Source organism: Streptomyces sp. SPB074 (assembly GCF_000154905.1).
Lineage (GTDB): Bacteria > Actinomycetota > Actinomycetes > Streptomycetales > Streptomycetaceae > Streptomyces.
Genome location: NZ_GG770539.1, coordinates 1,979,343 through 1,995,328 on the forward strand (window position 1 = coordinate 1,979,343; position 15,986 = coordinate 1,995,328).

Consider the following 15,986-nt stretch of genomic DNA (forward strand, 5'->3'; position numbering starts at 1 on the left):
GGGCGGCGCGGGGCGCCGGACGCCGCGCTCCGCGCCTGCGGTGGTGTCCGCCCCCGCCTCTTCCGGACCTCCCCCCGCCTCCGTCCGCCGCGCTCAGCGCAGTCCGAGCACCAGCGCGTCGGAGGGTGAGGCCCACACCGTGCGGGCCTCCGCGAAGCCCGCCTCGCGGAGGGTCGCCGCGTGCCAGGCGGGCGATTGCGTCTCGCCCTCGGAGTGCGCGCCGAAGAGCTTCATGCGGGCGGCCACCGGCTCCGCGAGCGCCGGTTCCTCGGCGAGCGCCGCCCACCACGCGTCCCAGTCCTGCGCCCCCGCCGCACGCGCCCCGTCCATCACGGCATGGCGCAGCGCCCGCTCGGCGGCGTTGAGGCGGGGCGTCGCGGGGTCGGGCATGTGGTCCGCGTTCATGAAGGCGCCGCCCTCGCGCACGAGCGGCGCGAGGTCCCCGTACAGCGTGCGCAGGGCGTCCGTCGGCATCCAGTGCAGCGCCGTCGCGGTCAGGACGACGTCGTACGTGGCGTGCGGCAGCGCCTCGCGCCAGCCGGGCGCCGTCAGGTCGGCGTCCACGATGTCGACGCGCGCGTCACCGGCGAACGTGCCGCGCGCCAGGGCGAGCAGCGCGGGATCGCGGTCGACGGCCGTCGAGCGCGCCTCGGGGAACCGGCGCAGCACCCGGTCCGTGATACTTCCCGTACCGCAGGCCAGGTCGAGCACGCGCGGCGCGGTCCCGACGAGTGCCTCGGTCATGTCGAGCATGACGCGGAACCGCTCCTCACGGTCCGGCATGTACCACTCCTGCTGCCGGTCCCAGCTCTCCTGCCAGGCCCCGAAGTCGGTGCCGTCGCTGCCCGTGGCCATCTCCGCCTCCACCTCGTCCGCGCGGGACACCCACAAAAAGTAATACTCTCTACACATGTCCGACCATTACGGCCGGTCGACATGCGCACCCTAGTCCGCCCCTGTAAGGACAACAAGTGGAACTGGCCTATTACTCGGACTACGCCGTACGGCTCGTGAACACCGAGGAACCCGGACGCCGCAAGGACACCCTGACCTCGGTCGACGCGGTGCGCACGCTCATCGGCGCGGACACGCAGGCGGCCCGGCGCGCGAGCGAGGCGGACGTGACCCGCTTCCGCGGGGTGCGTGCCCGGCTGCGCGCGATCTTCGAGGCGGCCGACGGCGGCGAGGAGCACGAGGCGGTGCACCTGCTCAACGCGCTGCTCCTCGAATACCCCGTCTCACCGCAGATCTCGGGCCACGAGTACCTCGACGCCTCGGGCCGCCCCCGCTGGCACATGCACCTCGCGGAGCACCCGTCGAACGCGAGCGCCGGATACGCGGCCATCGCCGCGATGGGCCTCGCCTTCCACCTCACCGAGTACGGCGTCGACCGCCTCGGCATCTGCGAGGCCGAACCCTGCCGCAACGCCTACCTGGACACCTCCACCAACCGCTCCCGCCGCTACTGCACCGACCGCTGCGCCACCCGCGCCAACGTCGCCGCCTACCGCGCCCGCAAACGCCGCGCCGCCGCCGACCCGGAGACGGCTCGCACGGAACCGAGCCCCCAGCGCACGAGGGACACGGCGGTCGCGAACCGCCCCGAGGAATCCTGACCGGCCGCCCCCTCCCGGCCGGAATCCCCCGTACGGCCGTCCGCCGCCCCCGCTCCCGTACCGCCCGCGCCGTCCCCACCGCCGGCCGCCGCCGCGACGAGCCGTTCCTCGTTCTCCGGCGCGCGCGGCCGGTACCGCCCGAGCACCCGCCCCAGCACCAGTTCGCGCGGCACGACGCCGTAGTCGTTGCTGTCGCCGCCGGCCCAGGGGTTGTCGGCGAGGACCCACCAGCCCGCGCCCCTGCGCTCGGCGGCCCGCTTGACGATGAGCAGGTCCTGCTGGAAGGGGTGCCGCAGCACCACCACGTCACCCGGCCTGACCCGAGCGCCGTAGCGGACGAGCAAGCGGTCCCCGTGACGCAGCGTGGGCAGCATCGAGGGTCCCCGCACCTCGGCGACGCCGAGCGGAATCCTCGATTCCCCTATGCGCACGCGCCCTTCCGCCTCCGACATCGCCCAACCTCCCACTCTCGTGCCCGTCCGGCACCGTCCTGCGGACCGGCCGGCTCCCAGTCTCACCCCGGACTTTTGGCCCAGGCCCCCGGGGGCACCCGAGAAAACCGGGTCCCCACGGAGTAATGTCCCACCTGAGAAGACGATCACGAGGAAGGACAGCTTCATGCTCTCCCGCCTGTTTGCCCCCAAGGTCACGGTCAGCGCTCACTGCGACCTGCCCTGCGGCGTCTACGACCCGGCGCAGGCCAGGATCGAGGCCGAATCGGTCAAGGCCGTCCAGGAGAAGTACCAGGCCAACGAGGACGCCGACTACCGCACGCGCTGCATCATCATCAAGGAGCAGCGCGCCGAGCTGGCCAAGCACCACGTCTCGGTCCTGTGGAGCGACTACTTCAAGGCCCCGCACTTCGAGAAGTACCCGGAGCTGCACCAGCTCGTCAACGACACCCTCAAGGCCCTCTCGGCCGCCAAGGGCTCGAACGACCCGGCCACCGGCCAGAAGGCGCTCGACCTGATCGCCCAGATCGACAAGATCTTCTGGGAGACCAAGAAGGCCTGAGTCACGCTCGGTCGTCCCTGCCTCCTCCGGCCCGCCCGGCGGCGGACCACGGGGGGCGGAGTCCGCACCTGGTCCCGTACGGCCCTTGTGGCCGCGGGGGGCCGGGTGCGGTTTTTTGGGTGGCTCTCCGGTGTGCGCGTGGGTCGCCGGGGAGGGCCGGGGTCAGGCTTCCAGTGAGGGTGAGGAGTTGCCGAGGGCCAGGCGGACCAGGCCGAGGAGTTCTTCCTCCGTGACGCCGAGGCGCCGGGCCTCGGAGGCGAGTTCGGCGACGCGGGTGAGGAGGCCGGCGCGGAAGCGGGCGCCCTCCATCTCGACCACGACGGCTCCGCGGCCCCTGCGCAGCTCGATGAGTCCTTCGTCCCGCAGCCGTTGGTAGCCCCGGAGGACGGTGTGCACGTTGACGTCGAGCGAGTCGGCGAGCGTCCGCGCCGCCGGGAGGCGTTCGCCCGCCGTCAGGGCGCCTTCCGCGAGGGCCGCGCGGACCGAGGCCGCGATCTGCTCCCCGAGCGGGACGGGTGACGAGGGATCGGTGCGGAAGAGCATCAGCCGCCGCCTGGTCGTGGGGAGGAGCCGCTGCCGCGCTCCGCGAGGGTGTTGAGCAGCGCGGCTGCCGTACGGGCGTCGCGCGTCGTGACGGCGAAGTCCCGCCCGTCCTCCTTGCGCACCACCAGGGCCTCGCCCGAGCGGAGGATGACGCCCGTGCCCCGGGCGCTGACCCGGTACCCCCAACCACCCCAGTCCAGCGCGCGCACCTCCTGGGCGCGGGCCGCGCTGACCTGGTCGAGGGCGATGCGGGTACGGGGCCAGGGCAGCCGGCCGGCGGTGACCGTGAGGCCGTGCCGGTCGACCGTGACACGCACGGCGCTCAGCGCCACGACCAGCAGCCCCGCGAGCAGCAGCGAGGCTCCGGCCCCCACGAGTCCGGCGGCGAGCAGCCCCCCGCCCGCCAGGAACGTCACTCCGCCGATCCCGACGAACGCCACCGAGGTGTTGTAGGCCGACCAGCCGGCCCGCTCCCCCGGGCGCAGCGGCAGCCGCTCCACGGCGCCCTGCGGCGGTTCCGGCTCCGGCCCGCGCGCGCCGGCGGGCAGCAGGCGGCGCAGGAGCGTCCCCGCCCCGGCCGCGAGGAGCCCGGCCGCCAGCCCCGCCAGCAACTGCGCCCAGGGCAGGCGGGCTTCCGTCCCGTCAGCGCTCGCGTCCGCGTTGACGAGGAGCACCGCGCTCAGCAGCCAGGCGAGCAGCCCGGCGGTCCCCCACCCCGTCACCGTCCACGTCGTCCGCGCGCCGCCGCTCATCCCCGGAAGCCCCGCGCCCAGGCCGAAGAGAAGGGCGAGACCGCCGAAGAGGGCGAGGCACAGCCACGGATAGCTGCTCGTGGCACCCCAGTCGTCGGCCGTACCGCCGCCCGAGAAGTGGGTCGCGATGCGGTCTCCCAGCTCTCCTCGCGTGCGCAGGTAGAAGGCGATGGTCACGGCGAGCCCGACGGCGAACGGCGCCGCTTCGAACAACATGCCCGGCCACCGGGCGCCGCCGCGTCCGGTCCCCGGGCCACGGCCCGCGCCCGGGGGCGGCGAGCCGCCCCTCCCGCCCCGGCCCGGCCTCTTGACCCCGCGTCCCCCGTCGTTCATCCCCGACTCCTCTCGCGCCGCGTGCGGGCACCCTGCGCACCCACGATCCGCGCGAGTTGTTCGCAATCTATGCGAACAACTATGGAGGGGCCGCCCGCCGGGGAAACTCTCGAATCCTTGTGGAGGAGAAAACTTTCGCGGGATGCGGAACACCACCCTCCGCATCCCGCACGGATCTTTTGCCGAGCCGGGAACTCACCCCGCCCGACGGCCATTGGACCGGACATACGAGCACACACGAGCACACACAGAGACACACCGCGCACTCGCGGACAGATGGCGCGAACCCGCAGGATTCATCCGGCGGGCGCGTCACGGGCGGGGCGCACGGGATCAGGAGGGGGATCTTTCCCATGGCGGGTTTTCTCAACCGGGCGAAGGAACAGGCGCAGCGTGGCCTGGCGCAGGGCAAGCAGGAGTACGACGACGTGCAGACCCAGCGGACGGGGGGCGAGCTGCTGAAGAAGCTCGGCGCGGCGTACTACGCGGAGCGCCGGGGCAGCGGTGACCCGGCGGCCACCCAGCGCGCGCTGGAGGCCCTGGAGGCCCACATCGTGACGCACGGCGACGGTTTCCTGCCCCGCTGAGCCGGGCAGGCGCCGCCGAGCCTGGCGGCGCCGTGGTCGGCTGGACGGGCGCCCACCGGGCCGGGGCGGGCGGGCCACGTCGAGCCGGAGTCGAGCCGGAAGGGGGCCCGCCGGGCCGAAGGGTGTCCCCTGAACCGGGGCACCCGCCACGCCGGGGCGGGTGTCGCCGTCCCGGAGGGCCCCCGCAGAGCCGCGCCCGGTCCCATCGAGGCCGCGTGCGGCCCGTCCGTACGCGCGAGCGATTCGGGTACGACAATGGGCGGATGCCGTCCGCTGTATTCCCCGGTGCCTCGCAGCCGGAGGTGCCCGCCTCGCTCGTCGAGCAGCTGGGCTCCCCCGCTCTGCCCTCTCCCCTGCGGGAGATCGAGGAGGCGGCCTTCGCCCGTCGCGGAGTGCGTCTCCTCTTGAAGCGGGACGATCTGGTGCACCCGGAGATTTCTGAGAACAGGCCGACTGGTGTAGGTGGCCGCTGACCAGGGATTAATTGGCTGGACGGTCGCCCACACCTTCACTGAAGGTGGTTCTCACCATGGATGCGACCACAGACCCCGCCAAGCTGTGCGATCTGTACCTGCGGCGGAGCAACTGGCAGGACGACAAGACGACCCTCAAGAAGCACGAGCGGGATCTTCGAGACCGGGCAGGTCGAGAAGGGCTAATCGTTCGCAAAGTTTGGGTCGAGGAGATATCCGCTTTCAAGGTCGGGCTTGTGCGGAACGAGTTCGATAACGCGATTGCGGCCGTGACGACCGACCAAGTGCGACACCTGTTGGTATGGAAGCTCGACCGGCTCAGCCGTCAAGGGATGGGCCAGGTCGGCAATGTACTAAACGAGTTCGGGAAGCGGGGCGCTCGCCTCATCGCTCATATGGACGGCTTGGACAGCAGCATTCCACAGCACCGTGGATTGTTTGCTTGGCTGGCGGAGCAGGCGCGTTCCGAGTCTTACAATACTTCTGTTCGCGTGCGTAGTACGAAGGCAGAAAAGAAGGCCACCGGAGCTTGGCCGGGCGGCCAACCGCCGTATGGGCTGCGCGCACGCAACAGAAAGACCGAACACAACCCGAAGGAATTCTCCGTTGCGCGCCGCATCGCTGACGCCTTGTTACAGGATCGGTCGGCACAGGCCATCGCCGCTGAACTGAATTCAGACGGGCTGCGAACGCGACGCGGCGGGATGTGGCGAGGGTCCACGATCACACAGTTGGCGCACTCCCCCGCGTGGGCGGGCCTCATGCCGGTGCACGAACAATACGTAGACAAGGCAGGGCGGGAGCGCTGGCGCCTTACCGATGAGCCGTTCGTGGGAGGGGATGGAAAAACGGTCCGTGTCGGCAAGGGGGTCATAACGGTTGGCGAGCGAGCGCGGATTCTCTCCGGTCTACGCTCTCGTACGACAGAAATCCTGGGAAATGCACGCCGAGGGAAGCCCGGGGCTCAATCGCTCCTGTCCAGTTTCGCCAAGTGCGGCCGGTGCGGGGGGAACATGGTCAAGGCGGGACAGGCTTACCGTTGCTACCGGCGAGTTCAACTAAGGGCTGTCCCGTAAATGATCTCCGAGTCGCCTCGGGCGTGGTTGATCGCTGTGCGGCCCGCTGCCCTATCCGGCGAGGGTGAGGTTGTGCGTCCGGGCGATTCCGAGCATGGCGTGGTGGACTCCGTCTCCTTTGAGGCGGCAGTCGCGGAGGATCTTCCAGGTCTTCATGCGGGCGAAGACATGCTCGACGCGGGCGCGGACCTGCTTGTGGGACTTGTTGTGTTCCTCTTTCCAGTCCGGAAGTTCGGTCTGGCCGCGCTCGCGCCGGTGAGGGATGACGAGTCCGGTACCGGGGCAGCCGCCGTCGGCGATCGTGAGGGTCTTGCCGACGGCGGCCTTGGCGCCGGATTCCTCCCATGCTTCGCGGTCGTTGCGGTTCCCGGCGAGCGGCCGGCCGACCACGACGGCCAGGCGGGTGTCGGCGTCGATGACGACCTGGTGGTTGGTGGAGCAGCGATAGTTCTTCGACCGTTCGGCGATCGTGTGATCCCGGGTCGGGACCAGGGTGCCGTCCACGATCAGCACGGTGTCCCTGGAGAACCGCTTGCGGGGCTGGAGAGCGAGCATCGGTCCGAGGTGGTCGATGATCCGGTCCGCCGCCGACTTGGACACCCCAAACAACGGGGCGAGCTGTCGCATGGTCAGATTCGTGCGCCAGTAGGCCGCGACCAGCAGGGCCCGGTCCTCCAGCGAAAGGCTCCACGGCCGGCCCTTGCGGACGGCGTCCGCGCCCTCACACCTGAGAACCGTCACCAGCTTCCCGAACTGCCGCGGGCTCAGCCCGGTGAACGGGGCTGTCCAGGACGGCTCCGCCGCCGTGATCACACCAGCCACGCCATGATCATCTCATCCGTGACCAGCAGTTACGGGACAGCCCTTAGGTAAATCGGCTTGCCAGGGAATGACCGTACTCGTTCGGGACCTGGACCGCGCCATATCTGCGGCCTTCATGGCACGCGTACGCTCATTTAAAAGCGAACACGAGACCTTTAAGGAATTGGCCAACCGCTGGTTGGCTTACGATGAACCCGAAACCGAGGCACGACGAATCGAACTCGTCACCGGCCTGACGGATGCTCGGTCGCGTCTGGAGAAACTGGACAACGCCTATTACGTGGAAGGCCGCTTTAAGGGAAGCGCCGGGGAAGATCGCTACTCCAGGATGCGAGACGCCATCGAGCAGCAGTTGCACTCCTCCGAAGACGCGTTGTCAGCAATTCAAGCAGCGGTGGACCTCACCATGCTTAAGGATGCGGAACGTCTACGCTCCGCCTGGCTTTCCGCTGATCTGCAAACTGCCCGGATGCTGCTGCGGGTCGTGCTCCACTCCGTTACCGTCCTTCCCCCAAGGGGGCAGGGTTGCAAAAGGAACTGGATACACCTACTGACAGACTGCTGCTTTCACTGGGTTGGCGAGAGTCAGCAACCTTTGCGCCGAGATTCGGAGCGTATTAGGGGGCTAGTCCTATTCGAAGAGGACCAAGTCAGTCTGAACTTGGCGGCTTAGACGTTAGCCCCCTGATCCGCACTTCGGGCACGCGGCCGGCCGCAGAGACTTTGGGCTGGAGCTGCCATGGGGCGAGTGAACAGGGGGCCTTACGCTCGCCAGCGAATCGGGCAGGCTTTGGAGCTGCCCGCAATAGCCCATTCCGCCCCCTGCTCTTATGAAGATCGTGAGAGCAGGGGGTTGCAAATGAATACACCAACCTACTTACGGTTCCCGCATTCACGCTTCCGAGCGCGAGAAGACGCCTCCATCTTTTCGACGAAGATGCAGCGCCCAATGAACAACAACCCCAATGGCCGCCACTATCGAGATACCCAACACTACATACCACGTATACACGTTAACAGTTTCCACCGACGGAGATCTGACTTGCAAACGCATGACCGTTTCAGCCAGTGCAATACACGGAATAACCAAACGCCAAATAACCCCCGATCGCGCATTCCAGGCGGAAGCACCTGCAACCCCCAATAGCGTACCAAGCAACAAAGAAAGGCAAACCCAAATGAGAATTTTCGAAAGGAAGTTGTCCCACGAAAAATAGGTTGTGTTGCCCGTGTGATCACTTAGGTCTGCGTTAGTGAAGGTTCCCTGGGCCGCCTTAGTGACGTAATAAGCAATAACAGCCACAACAAGAGCGCCAGTGCCAGTCACGGCCGCGCGCAATCGGCCACTCGCCCCAACGCCTGAAAAATACGCCAGCGCGGCATAGAACCAACCGGCACTCAATACGACATGTGCCACATGTATAGCCGGGTTATGCACTTCACTGAGAACAGGGCCAAGCACACCTACTGCGGAAGCCAAAAGAGCAATCCACAAGAAACGGTATGTGACAAACAAAAAGTTCACCCTTACGATAAAACCGACATTACGCACAGTGCATACCCGGCGTCGTTACGCTTCACGAACACGAGCACAGGAGAAGCGTTGGCGTCACCCACCGAATACTATGGGTCACGCCAACGCCTAAAACAAGACTAAGGGCTGTCCCGTAAATGATCTCCGAGTCGCCTCGGGCGTGGTTGATCGCTGTGCGGCCCGCTGCCCTATCCGGCGAGGGTGAGGTTGTGCGTCCGGGCGATTCCGAGCATGGCGTGGTGGACTCCGTCTCCTTTGAGGCGGCAGTCGCGGAGGATCTTCCAGGTCTTCATGCGGGCGAAGACATGCTCGACGCGGGCGCGGACCTGCTTGTGGGACTTGTCGTGTTCCTCTTTCCAGTCCGGAAGTTCGGTCTGGCCGCGCTCGCGCCGGTGAGGGATGACGAGTCCGGTACCGGGGCAGCCGCCGTCGGCGATCGTGAGGGTCTTGCCGACGGCGGCCTTGGCGCCGGATTCCTCCCATGCTTCGCGGTCGTTGCGGTTCCCGGCGAGCGGCCGGCCGACCACGACGGCCAGGCGGGTGTCGGCGTCGATGACGACCTGGTGGTTGGTGGAGCAGCGATAGTTCTTCGACCGTTCGGCGATCGTGTGATCCCGGGTCGGGACCAGGGTGCCGTCCACGATCAGCACGGTGTCCCTGGAGAACCGCTTGCGGGGCTGGAGAGCGAGCATCGGTCCGAGGTGGTCGATGATCCGGTCCGCCGCCGACTTGGACACCCCAAACAACGGGGCGAGCTGTCGCATGGTCAGATTCGTGCGCCAGTAGGCCGCGACCAGCAGGGCCCGGTCCTCCAGCGAAAGGCTCCACGGCCGGCCCTTGCGGACGGCGTCCGCGCCCTCACACCTGAGAACCGTCACCAGCTTCCCGAACTGCCGCGGGCTCAGCCCGGTGAACGGGGCTGTCCAGGACGGCTCCGCCGCCGTGATCACACCAGCCACGCCATGATCATCTCATCCGTGACCAGCAGTTACGGGACAGCCCTTAGCGGAGGAGGGGTCAGTAGACGCCCCAGTACGTCTCGCAGGTGAACTTGAGTCCGGCTGTCGCGTATGCGTTCGCCCAGATGTCCTTCTCCTTGATCACCTTATCGGCCTTACTCCCGATAACGGCGGTCGCCGAGTGCTTCTTGCTGGGGTGGATGTACTTGGATGAACACGCCTTGTTAATGCCGTCCGTGCCGACTTCGTAGCTCCAGGTTCCGCCGCCGACGCTCTTCGTCGTCATGGGCGAGATGATCGGGCCAGTCACATCTGCCGGAATTACAGCGACCCCCCACTCAGTGGGCTTTTCGCCGTTGGGCCCAAGCAAGATGGCTGGCGGCTCGACCCCATCCGAGTCGGTGTAGGTAGCCGTGAAGATCTGCGGGCTGTTCTGCTCGGTCGCAACTGCGGAACCAGTCATGCTGAATCCGCCGAAGACCGCCATCACAGAGACCGCGCCGACCGCCAACATTCTGCTGCGCATTTTCCAACTCCTGCGAGTTCGCCGTGAATTTTCCTTAGAAGCCATCTCATTTGGGTGACTCGGTAGTCTATGAGTCATGGTGGGGCTTGTTGAGCGGCTGGTGCCGGACGAATTGTGGCAGTTGGTCCAGCGGGTGGTGCCTGAGGCGCCGTCGCGGCCGCAGGGTGGTGGTCGGCGTCGGCACGGTGACCGGGAAGTGCTGGCCGCGATCGTCTTCGTGGCCACGTCGGGTTGTACCTGGCAGCAGCTGCCTTCGGCGTCGTTCGGCCCGTCCGGAGCGACTGCCCACCGGCGGTTCTCGGAGTGGTCGAAGGCCAGGGTGTGGGCCAAGCTCCACCGCCTGGTCCTCGACGAGCTCGGTACGCGCGGGGAGCTGGACTGGTCGCGGTGCGCGATCGACTCGGTGAACATGCGGGCCTTGAAAAGGGGGACCTGACAGGTCCGAATCCTGTCGACCGGGGCAAGTACGGGTCGAAGATCCACCTGATCACCGAGCGGACCGGTCTGCCCATATCCGTCGCAATCTCCGGTGCCAACGTCCACGACAGCCAAGCCCTTATCCCGCTCGTGAAGGGCATACCGCCTATCAGCTCCCGCCGGGGCCCCCGTCGACGCCGACCCGGAAAGCTCCACGCCGACAAGGGATACGACTACCGCCACCTGCGGCAATGGCTGTCCGGACGCGGAATCCGGCATCGCATCGCCCGCAAAGGCGTCGAGACCTCGCAGCGGCTCGGCCGACACCGCTGGACCATCGAACGCACCATGTCCTGGCTCGCCGGCTGCCGACGACTCCACCGACGCTACGAACGCAAAGCCGACCACTTCCTCGCCTTCACCAGCATCGCCTGCACCCTCATCTGCTACCGCAGACTCACCAAATGAGATGACTTCTTAGAGACATCCCGCATCCTGAACCAAGCAGTCTTCAAGCGCATTGAAAGGTTGTCTAAAAAACACGCCTTTCACTCAACAGTCGCCGCCACCAGAATGAAATCTGGCCCCATAAGACCATTCGCACCTTTTTCAACATTGGCGCTAGCGAAGAGAAATATGCCTTGGCTATATGTGCACGGATATACGGGCATCAATTGCATTATTTGCCCCATCTCGGGCTCCAAGGGTGACAATAAAAACAAGACAATCACCAGGGATTCAATCGCGTACGGAAGGAGCAGGTGCTAACCGATCTTCACGGTCTACCGAGCCCTGCATGGGCCTGCCGTTCCCTGTATCCGCGACCACCCGGACTTGTGCGGCACGGCGCACCAAGACGGAAATGGCGCACTTGTGCGAATTTGCCGCAGAGGGTGAAGGGCAAGACTCGTAGGCCGTCCGCCCCAGCCACGACTGCTCTTCGTCACGTACGTCAGGTACTGGGCTGGCGGAGAAGACAGGAGACGCGCTCTTGCGCCTGGGTGCCGCTTGCCGGGCGGCTGCCGACCGGACGGGACCGGCCGGAGGCCGCATGCCCGGCCGAGGCGGCAAGACCGCCCGGCGCGCCGAAGGCGCGCCCTTGAGCAAGTAGAGAAAAGTTACGCCGATTCTCCGGGCCGCGTTCTCCCCCGCCCGCCAGATCCTGCACGCACGTTGACGAGGGATGTCGCTTGGCACGGGAGCAGCCCTACGGCCCTGTTGAGAGCTTCCGGCTGAGGTCACCCAGCGGGCGGCCGGTTGAAGCGGCTGAGGGCCCGCCGGGACGTGTCGGCGGTCTCGTAGGTGAGGGACCAAGGACCGCTGTTGACGGTAAAGGACTTGTCGAACCCGACCCACAGGCCATCCATACTCCGGCCGGTCATCTCAACGAGGAGTTGCAAGGCCCCGTGGTAGACGGCTCCTCTGTAGTAAGCCTCTGCGGCTGTGCGCTCGGTCCAGGTGCCCGTTAGCCTCGCGCTTTCATGAAGCGGGCTGTCCGGCAGGCGGTCAGGAAAGCAGAAAGTGCCTCTGACCAGCAAGAATGAGGATTGTCGAGGTCCTTGTTCCTGCCACCGCCGGAGGCACTTCCCAGATGAAGCACTCTATCGGGTCCTATCCCCGTGTCCGCGTCCAGGACGACGGTCGCCAGGTCGTCTCCCAGGCCGGGACGGTCCTGTTCGTCGAAACGGCCCGCAAAACCGGTCTTGACCAGGTCATATCGGCAGCTCTGGCGCCGTGGCGCAAGCCGCGGGCCGTCCACGATCCTGGCAAGGTCCTCCTGGATGTCGCCCTGGCGGTCGCACTGGGCGGGGACTGCCTCGCGGATGTCGCCGTGCTGCGGGCCGAGCCGGCCGCCTTCGGTCCGGTCGCCTCCGACCCGACCGTCTCCCGCCTGATCGACGCCCTCGCCGCCTCCGGCGAGAAAGCTTTGCAGGCCATCCGGTCCGCACGCTCCGAAGTCCGTGACCGTGTCTGGTCGTTGGCCGGTGAGAACGCCCCGGACACCGGCGGGCAGGTCGTCGTCGATCTTGACGGCGTCCTCGTGATCGCGCACTCCGACAAGGAGGACGCGGCCGCGACCTGGAAGAAGACCTACGGTCACCATCCGCTGACGGCCTTCGTCGACCACGGCCCGGGCGGAACCGGCGAGCCGGTCGCCGCCCTCCTCAGGCCGGGCAACGCGGGCTCGAACACAGCGGCCGACCACATCACCACCGCCCAGCTCGCCCTGGCCCAGCTGCCCAAGCGTTACCGGCGAGGGCGGCAGACGCTGATCCGCACGGACTCCGCCGGCGGCACCCACGACTTCGTGTCCTGGCTCGCCCGGCGAGGACGATGGCTGTCCTACCCGGTCGGAATGACGGTCACCGAGGCGATCCACGAGCATGTGCTGAAGGCCCCCGCATCGGCCTGGACGGCGGCCGTCGAGACCAATGGCGAGGTCCGTGACGGGGCCTGGGTCGCCGAGCTCACCGGCAAGCTGCTGGACGGCTGGCCCAAGGGCATGCGACTGATCGTCCGAAAGGAACGGCCCCACCCCGGCGCCCAGTTGAGGATCACGGACGCGGACGGCATGCGGATCACGTGCTTCGCGACCAACACCACCGGTCGGCCGATCGCCGAACTCGAGCTCCGTCACCGGCTACGGGCCCGGGCGGAGGACAGGATCCGGGCCGCCCGGGCCACCGGCCTGCGCAACCTGCCCCTCCACACCACAGCCCAGAACAAGGTCTGGCTCCGGATCGTCCAGATCGCCCTCGACCTGCTGGCCTGGATGCCCATGCTCGCGCTCACCGGCAAGGCCAGGCTCTGGGAGCCCCGCCGCCTGCGGTTCCGCCTGTTCACCGCGGCCGGGCAGCTCGTGACCACCGGCCGTCGGCGGATCCTCCGCCTGGCCCGGCACCGGCCCTGGACCGGCCACATCACCGCCGCACTCGAACGGCTCGCACTCCTGCCGAATCCCGGCTGACCAGCGGATTCACCCATCCCTACGACAGCTCTTCACCACCCGGAGCAGTGGAACCCGGCGCCACCCCGAGACGCACTCGGGCCCTCGGCCTGCCCAGCCTCAGCTCACGGCACGAAAACAGGCCACCGACTGCGTCGGCGGCCCGTCACGAAACTTCGAGGTTAGTGCCGGGCCATCCTTGGTGAAGTCCAGGAAGATCGGGGAGTCGTTGGACCCGGGCAGGCTTTCGCCGTGCAGTCGGTTGCCCAACTGCCGTACCACTACGTAGTGGTGCCGGGTCACCTGCCCCCGCTTCGTGCTCTCGTAGGTGTAACGGCTGTGCCAGATTCCCGAGAGGCTGTCAGCATCGGGCTGGCCTCCACTCAACGCCTGGACCGACAGCCCCAGGGCTTGGGCTATGGGAGCGAGCCAATCCCGTGGGGTGCGCCGTCCGGTTTCGTACCTGTAAATCTCCTGCCTCCCTAACTTTTCTGGGCCCGCGCCTGCGACTCGGCACGCTTCTCTTGCCAATCGCTCCTGCGACCAACCGAGTTGTAGACGCCGGTCGCGAATGCGTTCCCCGATATTCATACCTGCCATTGTGGCCTACATCTGGCCTACAAGTTGGCCCACACCCGGCCGCTGGCCGCCCCGTCACAAGGCGCACAGGATCGAGCCATGACGAAGACAGACGCTGACAACTCAGACGCCCCCAGGCTGTTGCCGTGGAACACGTCGGACGGAAAGCCCTGCTTCCTGGTATCCGAGGAAACGCGCAGTTGGGTGGCCCGGATGGCCGACGGCATCGAAGAAGTGAAGCTCGCCATGAGCGCCGAGTTGCTGGGCCATGCCATGGCGGTACTCCAGGACCGTAAGGCGACGGATCACGAACTACGCGTCATCGGGGAGCTTTTGACGCAGTCCCTTGGCGACATCATCCGCGTTGGCGTAAGTCGCGGGATGCGGTTCGGAATCCCGCCCGCATCGGATGGCGGCAACGGCGAGGGCGAGACCGACGAACATGGGGAGCACGTCACGGGTGAGCGGTCATGACGGCGCTCCGCCGCATGATCTGGAGCATGGCTGGACCTTTGCTGATCATCGCGGTATCCGCGTCCTGCGGCTTCGTGCTGGGCGTAGCACTCGCCCACCCGAACTGAACCACTCCACGCGCTCCAGGGCCCCATCGGTGACCGCCGGTCGGGGCCCTGTCGCTTGCTTCGACCTGCCCCCTTGCAACCTGAACCAGTGGGCGTACAGTCATCCGGGAACAAATGGCGCAAGCTCGTCCCCGTGCTCGCCGGGCTGACGCCGGGGCGCACCCTCGTGACCTTCGGCGGCGCCTGGTCCAGTCATCTGCGGGCCACGGCGACCGCCGGGCGGCTCCTCGGGGTGCCCACGGTGGGGCTGGTACGGGGCGACGAACTCGCCGCGCGCCCGCTCAACCCCGCGCTGGAGCGCTGCCGCACGGACGGGATGCGCCTCCACTTCGTGGACCGCTCCCGCTACCGGCGCAAGCGGGAGCCCGAGATCGCGCGCTCCCTGCTGCGCGAGGCCGGGGTCACCGCCCCGTACCTCGTGCCGGAGGGCGGCAGCGGTCCGGCGGCCGTACGGGGCTGCGCGGAACTGGGCCGGGAGCTGCGGGGGCGGGCGGACGTGGTGGCGCTGGCCTGCGGTACGGGAGGCACCCTCGCGGGTCTCACGGCGGGGCTGGGGCCGGAAGGCCACGTGCTGGGCGTCCCCGTCGTGAAGGGCGGCTTCCTCGCGGACGAGATACGCGCCCTGCACACCGCGGCCTTCGGCTCCGCCATGGGCTCCTGGTCCCTGGACGACCGCTTCCACGCCGGGGGCTACGCCCGGCTGCCGGCCGCGCTCGACCGTTTCGCGAGGGGCTTCGAGGACCGCCACGGGCTCGCGGTGGAGCGCCTGTACGTCGCCAAGCTCCTGTACGCCCTCACGTGCCTCGCCGAAGAAGGCGCCTTCCCCCCGGGCACCCGCGTGGCCGCCGTCATCACGGGAGTCCCGGGCCCGGGACTCAGCTCGGGACTGCCGACCGGCTGAACGCGGAGGGCCGGTCGGCCGGAGGGAGCGGAGGGCCGGAGAGCCGGTCGGACACGGCATCTGACCGGACGGAGCGGCGAGGCCCCGGGGGCCGTACGGGGCGGAACCGAACGGAACGGGGCGGAGCCCACGGGCGGACGCGGCGTCCGCCCGCGTCCCGAGGCCGGAGGGCGGGCCGGGCCCGCACCGCCGCCCACGCCCCGGCCCACACCGGCGCCCCGCTGGCAGGGCCTCACCACCTGTCCCCAGAGCCGAGCCGTGGCGCGCCAAGACCGGCACACCGCGCGCAACTCACCACCACCCCAGCGCCCCAGCGCCGCAGCGCC

Annotated in this window: 17 protein-coding genes and 2 pseudogenes; 10 read left to right on the forward strand and 9 right to left on the reverse strand. The window is 67.9% G+C overall.

The genetic code is table 11. The features are described from left to right. Positions 1-93: 93 nt before the first annotated feature. A complete protein-coding gene (locus SSBG_RS07880) occupies positions 94-855 on the reverse strand; it encodes a class I SAM-dependent methyltransferase (protein WP_037871228.1) in 762 nt (253 codons plus the stop codon). Between the two features lie 116 nt (positions 856-971). Between SSBG_RS07880 and SSBG_RS07885 the strand changes: the two genes are divergently transcribed. After that, on the forward strand, positions 972-1,616 hold the full coding sequence (locus SSBG_RS07885; RefSeq protein WP_008745661.1) for a CGNR zinc finger domain-containing protein: 645 nt from the start codon (positions 972-974) through the stop codon (positions 1,614-1,616). 116 nt (positions 1,617-1,732) lie between these two features. Here the strand turns inward: SSBG_RS07885 and sodX are convergent. Beyond that, positions 1,733-2,068: pseudogene (gene sodX / locus SSBG_RS34365) on the reverse strand (nickel-type superoxide dismutase maturation protease); the annotation flags it as partial. 166 nt (positions 2,069-2,234) lie between these two features. Between sodX and sodN the strand changes: the two are divergent. After that, positions 2,235-2,630, forward strand: coding sequence for a superoxide dismutase, Ni (gene sodN, locus SSBG_RS07890; protein WP_008745663.1), 396 nt, complete (start codon positions 2,235-2,237; stop codon positions 2,628-2,630). A gap of 162 nt (positions 2,631-2,792) precedes the next feature. Here sodN and SSBG_RS07895 read toward each other — a convergent pair whose 3' ends face one another. Together SSBG_RS07895 and SSBG_RS07900 are read right to left on the reverse strand one after the other, a co-directional pair. Further along, positions 2,793-3,173, reverse strand: coding sequence for a GntR family transcriptional regulator (locus tag SSBG_RS07895; protein ID WP_008745664.1), 381 nt, complete (start codon positions 3,171-3,173; stop codon positions 2,793-2,795). After that, entirely contained in the window at positions 3,173-4,141 is a 969-nt protein-coding gene (locus tag SSBG_RS07900) for a DUF1648 domain-containing protein (protein WP_234010411.1), read from the reverse strand. The genes SSBG_RS07895 and SSBG_RS07900 overlap by 1 nt, the downstream gene beginning before the upstream one ends. Positions 4,142-4,611: 470 nt before the next feature. On the opposite strand from SSBG_RS07900, the gene SSBG_RS07905 reads away from it, so the two are divergent. From SSBG_RS07905 to SSBG_RS30815, 3 genes and pseudogenes are all read left to right on the forward strand, one after another. After that, entirely contained in the window at positions 4,612-4,845 is a 234-nt protein-coding gene (locus tag SSBG_RS07905) for a hypothetical protein (RefSeq protein WP_008745667.1), read from the forward strand. A gap of 263 nt (positions 4,846-5,108) precedes the next feature. Next, positions 5,109-5,294: pseudogene (locus SSBG_RS07910) on the forward strand (1-aminocyclopropane-1-carboxylate deaminase); the annotation flags it as partial. Positions 5,295-5,374: 80 nt separating this feature from the next. Further along, positions 5,375-6,394: a recombinase family protein gene (locus SSBG_RS30815; RefSeq protein ID WP_008745669.1), complete on the forward strand. Its 1,020-nt coding sequence runs from the start codon at positions 5,375-5,377 to the stop codon at positions 6,392-6,394. 51 nt (positions 6,395-6,445) lie between these two features. Here SSBG_RS30815 and SSBG_RS07915 read toward each other — a convergent pair whose 3' ends face one another. Next, positions 6,446-7,216, reverse strand: coding sequence for an IS5-like element ISStsp8 family transposase (locus tag SSBG_RS07915; protein WP_008745670.1), 771 nt, complete (start codon positions 7,214-7,216; stop codon positions 6,446-6,448). A gap of 67 nt (positions 7,217-7,283) precedes the next feature. On the opposite strand from SSBG_RS07915, the gene SSBG_RS33115 reads away from it, so the two are divergent. Then, positions 7,284-7,889, forward strand: coding sequence for a hypothetical protein (locus SSBG_RS33115; RefSeq protein ID WP_008745671.1), 606 nt, complete (start codon positions 7,284-7,286; stop codon positions 7,887-7,889). A gap of 219 nt (positions 7,890-8,108) precedes the next feature. Here SSBG_RS33115 and SSBG_RS33120 read toward each other — a convergent pair whose 3' ends face one another. The 3 genes from SSBG_RS33120 to SSBG_RS30160 all read right to left on the reverse strand — a co-directional run bounded on the left by SSBG_RS33120 (position 8,109) and on the right by SSBG_RS30160 (position 10,235). After that, complete coding sequence (locus SSBG_RS33120; protein ID WP_158677753.1) at positions 8,109-8,741, reverse strand: hypothetical protein; 633 nt, start codon at positions 8,739-8,741, stop codon at positions 8,109-8,111. Positions 8,742-8,938: 197 nt separating this feature from the next. Further along, entirely contained in the window at positions 8,939-9,709 is a 771-nt protein-coding gene (locus SSBG_RS07920) for an IS5-like element ISStsp8 family transposase (RefSeq protein ID WP_008745672.1), read from the reverse strand. A gap of 58 nt (positions 9,710-9,767) precedes the next feature. Beyond that, on the reverse strand, positions 9,768-10,235 hold the full coding sequence (locus SSBG_RS30160; protein WP_050776738.1) for a lactococcin 972 family bacteriocin: 468 nt from the start codon (positions 10,233-10,235) through the stop codon (positions 9,768-9,770). Positions 10,236-10,311: 76 nt separating this feature from the next. Between SSBG_RS30160 and SSBG_RS32085 the strand changes: the two genes are divergently transcribed. Further along, positions 10,312-11,120 (forward strand): IS5 family transposase gene (locus SSBG_RS32085; protein WP_106429314.1). Its coding sequence is split into 2 segments (ribosomal slippage): positions 10,312-10,660 and positions 10,660-11,120, totalling 810 coding nucleotides; the frame shifts between segments, so codons are not numbered across the junction. Positions 11,121-12,243: 1,123 nt separating this feature from the next. After that, entirely contained in the window at positions 12,244-13,620 is a 1,377-nt protein-coding gene (locus SSBG_RS07945; protein ID WP_008745676.1) for an IS1380-like element ISStsp3 family transposase, read from the forward strand. Positions 13,621-13,719: 99 nt separating this feature from the next. Here SSBG_RS07945 and SSBG_RS36065 read toward each other — a convergent pair whose 3' ends face one another. After that, entirely contained in the window at positions 13,720-14,199 is a 480-nt protein-coding gene (locus SSBG_RS36065) for a helix-turn-helix domain-containing protein (RefSeq protein ID WP_078491247.1), read from the reverse strand. Between the two features lie 78 nt (positions 14,200-14,277). Here SSBG_RS36065 and SSBG_RS07950 point away from each other — a divergent pair, with 78 nt between their 5' ends. Together SSBG_RS07950 and SSBG_RS07955 are read left to right on the forward strand one after the other, a co-directional pair. Continuing rightward, on the forward strand, positions 14,278-14,652 hold the full coding sequence (locus SSBG_RS07950; protein ID WP_234010414.1) for a hypothetical protein: 375 nt from the start codon (positions 14,278-14,280) through the stop codon (positions 14,650-14,652). 195 nt (positions 14,653-14,847) lie between these two features. Further along, entirely contained in the window at positions 14,848-15,660 is an 813-nt protein-coding gene (locus tag SSBG_RS07955) for a 1-aminocyclopropane-1-carboxylate deaminase/D-cysteine desulfhydrase (protein ID WP_234010416.1), read from the forward strand. The last annotated feature ends 326 nt before the right edge of the window (positions 15,661-15,986 follow it).